This window comes from Mesorhizobium sp. M2A.F.Ca.ET.067.02.1.1, from assembly GCF_004023285.1.
Classification (GTDB): Bacteria; Pseudomonadota; Alphaproteobacteria; order Rhizobiales; family Rhizobiaceae; genus Mesorhizobium.
On record NZ_RZSB01000761.1, the window covers coordinates 1 to 2,859 of the forward strand.

Consider the following 2,859-nt stretch of genomic DNA (forward strand, 5'->3'; position numbering starts at 1 on the left):
AGATCCTGACCGAGCGCCGGCACGACTGGATGTATTTCTGCGAGCCGGAGGACAATGTCGGCGGGCGCAGGGTCGAGTGCGCGCGCGGCAAGGTCATCGGCGGATCGTCGTCGACCAACGCCATGGCCTATGTGCGCGGAAATCGCGGCGACTACGACCGCTGGGCCGCCAGCGGGCTAAGCGACTGGTCGTATGACAAGGTCCTGCCCTATTTCCGGAAACAGGAAAGCTGGGAAGGGGGCGAGAGTCGCTTTCGCGGCGGGTCCGGTCCGGTGAATACCCAGTTCTGCCGCTACAAGGACACGCTGATCGAGGCGTTTGCGCAGGCCAGCGTGCAGGCAGGCTACCCGCAGACCGACGACTACAATGGCGAGCGGCAGGAAGGCTTCGGCCGCCTGCAGATGACGATCTCCAAGGGGCGGCGCAGCTCGACCGCGTCGGCCTATCTGCGGCCGGTCCTGCGGCGGCCCAATCTCACCGTCCTCACCGAAGCGACGGCGACCAAGATCATCCTGGAAGGCACGCGCGCCACCGGCGTGACGATTAACCATCGCGGCAGTGAACGGACGGTCATCGCACGCAGGGAAGTGCTGCTTTCCGGCGGGGTGATCAACACGCCGCAACTGCTCATGCTTTCCGGCATCGGGGCGCCGGACGAGCTTGCGGCGCACGGCATCCAGACACGCGTCAACCTGCCCGCGGTCGGCAAGAACCTGCAGGATCACGTCTCGGTCATTCTCATGTACCGACGCCGCGGCACGGGGCCGTTCCTGCACAACATGCGCGCCGATCGCATCGGGCTGGATTTCGCCAAGACCTACCTTACGGGGCGCGGTTTTTCGGGCGATGTGCCCGGCGGGGTCGTCGCCTTCCTGAAAAGCGGTCCGGACCGGCCGTTGCCGGATGTGCAACTGCTCTTCACTGCGGCTCCACTCGCCGCATGGCCCTATTTCAGGCCATTCAAGGAACCGTTTCCCGATGGTTTCGCAACGCGCGTGGTGGCCACGCAGCCCGAGAGTCGCGGCGCGGTGAAACTCGCCTCGGCCGATCCTTCCGCGGCGCCCCTGATCCACCAGAATTTCCTGGCCTCGCCGAAGGACTGGCAATCGCTGCGGGCCGGCTTCCGGGTGGCAAGGGATCTCGCGGCGCAACCTTCCATGCAGCCTTTCATCGAGGCGGAGTTCTTCCCCGGTCCCAAGTGCCAGAGCGACGACGAGATCGATGAGCATATCCGCAAGACCTCCATCACCGTGCATCATCCGGCCGGCACCTGCCGGATGGGCGCGGACGCGGCCTCGGTCGTAGATCCGCAACTGCGAGTTCGCGGCGTCGATGGCCTGCGCGTGGTGGATGCTTCCGTCATGCCCGACCTCGTCTGCGGAAACATCAACGCGGCAGTGATCATGATTGCCGAGAAGGCCGCCGACCTTGTCGCGGAAACAAAAGCAGCAACCGAAAGCAGGGCAGCGTGATGATCCAACGTATCGCCATCATTGGTCCTGGGCACGATGGGGCCCGGCATGGCCGCGCGGCTCGCCAGAGGTGGCCTTCAGGTCGTGGCCTACGATGTCGCTCCGGCGGCGGTCGAGCGGGCTGGAACCATGCTGGGCGTGGCCGAAGCCGTGCTCGATTCCCTGGGCATCGCGCCGCCCCCGGCCGGCGCCGGAACGGTTCGCTTCACCGATGACATAGCCGACGCGGTATCGGGCGCCGACCTGGTCATCGAGAACGTTCCCGAGAACATTTCGATCAAGGCCGATGTCTATCGCGCCATCGATGGGCTGATAGCGGCGGACACGATCGTGGCGTCCGACACGTCGGGTATCCCGATCACCAAGCTGCAGGCGAATATCTCGCATCCGGAGCGGATGGTGGGCATGCACTGGTCGAACCCGCCGCACATCATCCCGATGATCGAGGTGATCGCCGGCGAGAAGACCGCGCCGCAAACCGTGGCGACGATCCGCGACCTGATCCGCTCGATCGGCCTGCTGCCGGTGGTGGTGAAGAAGGACGTTCCGGGTTTCGTCGAGAACCGCGTGCTCTATGCGCTGCTGCGCGAGGCGGTCGACCTTGTCGAGCGCGGCGTCATCGAGCCGGAAGACCTCGACACCTGCGTGTCCTGGGGCATCGGCTACAAGATCGCCGTGGTCGGGCCGATGGCGCTGCTCGATATGGCGGGCCTCGATATCTACAAGTCCGTCTCGTCCTTCCTCAACGCCGATCTTTCCAACCGCGACGATGTCGCGCCGATGGTGCTGGAAAAGACCAACGCGTCGAAGTTCGGCATCAAGTCTGGCGAGGGGATGTTCTCCTACACGCCCGAGCAGATCAAGGCGCTGCAAGGCGAACGGGCGCGCAAGCTCGTCGCGGTGCGGCGCATCCTGGAAGGACGGGAGTAGCCGATGGCCTATCATGCTCACAAGGCCGGCCGGATTTGGGTGCCGCATGGAGGGGCAAGCCATGCGCATTGAACCCATTCGACCAGCAGGCGGCCGGCCGGCCCATATCCGCCACCATGACGACCTGATCTCCGCCCAAGGCGTTTCGGTGACGCTGGCCAAGCAACTGGTTCTGCAAAACATCAATCTTTCGGTACCGAAGGGATCGTTTGTCTCCCTCATCGGCCCTTCCGGTTGCGGCAAGAGCACCTTGCTCAAGATTCTGGCCGGGCTCGTCGATCCGACAAGCGGCAGCGTTTCGATCGCCGGGGTTTCGCCAGTCGAGGCGGCGCGCAAGCGCATGATCGGCCTCGTCTTCCAGGAGGCCAACCTGCTTCCCTGGAAGAATGCCGTCGACAACGCGTCGATGCTGCTTGGCATTGCCGACAAGTCGCTCTCGCGCGCGCAGTTGCGGGCG

Annotated in this window: 3 protein-coding genes; all 3 read left to right on the plus strand. The window is 64.8% G+C overall.

What is annotated here, in order from left to right; all coding sequences use genetic code 11:
* On the plus strand, nucleotides 1-1,472 hold a 1,472-nt coding region (locus EOA28_RS31365), incomplete at its 5' end, for a GMC family oxidoreductase N-terminal domain-containing protein (RefSeq protein ID WP_245501642.1).
* Nucleotides 1,473-1,520: 48 nt separating this feature from the next.
* Nucleotides 1,521-2,402 carry a 5-formyl-3-hydroxy-2-methylpyridine 4-carboxylate 5-dehydrogenase gene (fhmpcd1, locus tag EOA28_RS31370; protein ID WP_245501643.1) on the plus strand — a complete coding sequence of 294 codons (882 nt, stop codon included), beginning with the start codon at nucleotides 1,521-1,523 and terminating at the stop codon, nucleotides 2,400-2,402.
* Nucleotides 2,403-2,463: 61 nt separating this feature from the next.
* Nucleotides 2,464-2,859 (plus strand): ATP-binding cassette domain-containing protein (locus EOA28_RS31375; RefSeq protein WP_148670972.1); only part of this gene is annotated, 396 nt, incomplete at its 3' end.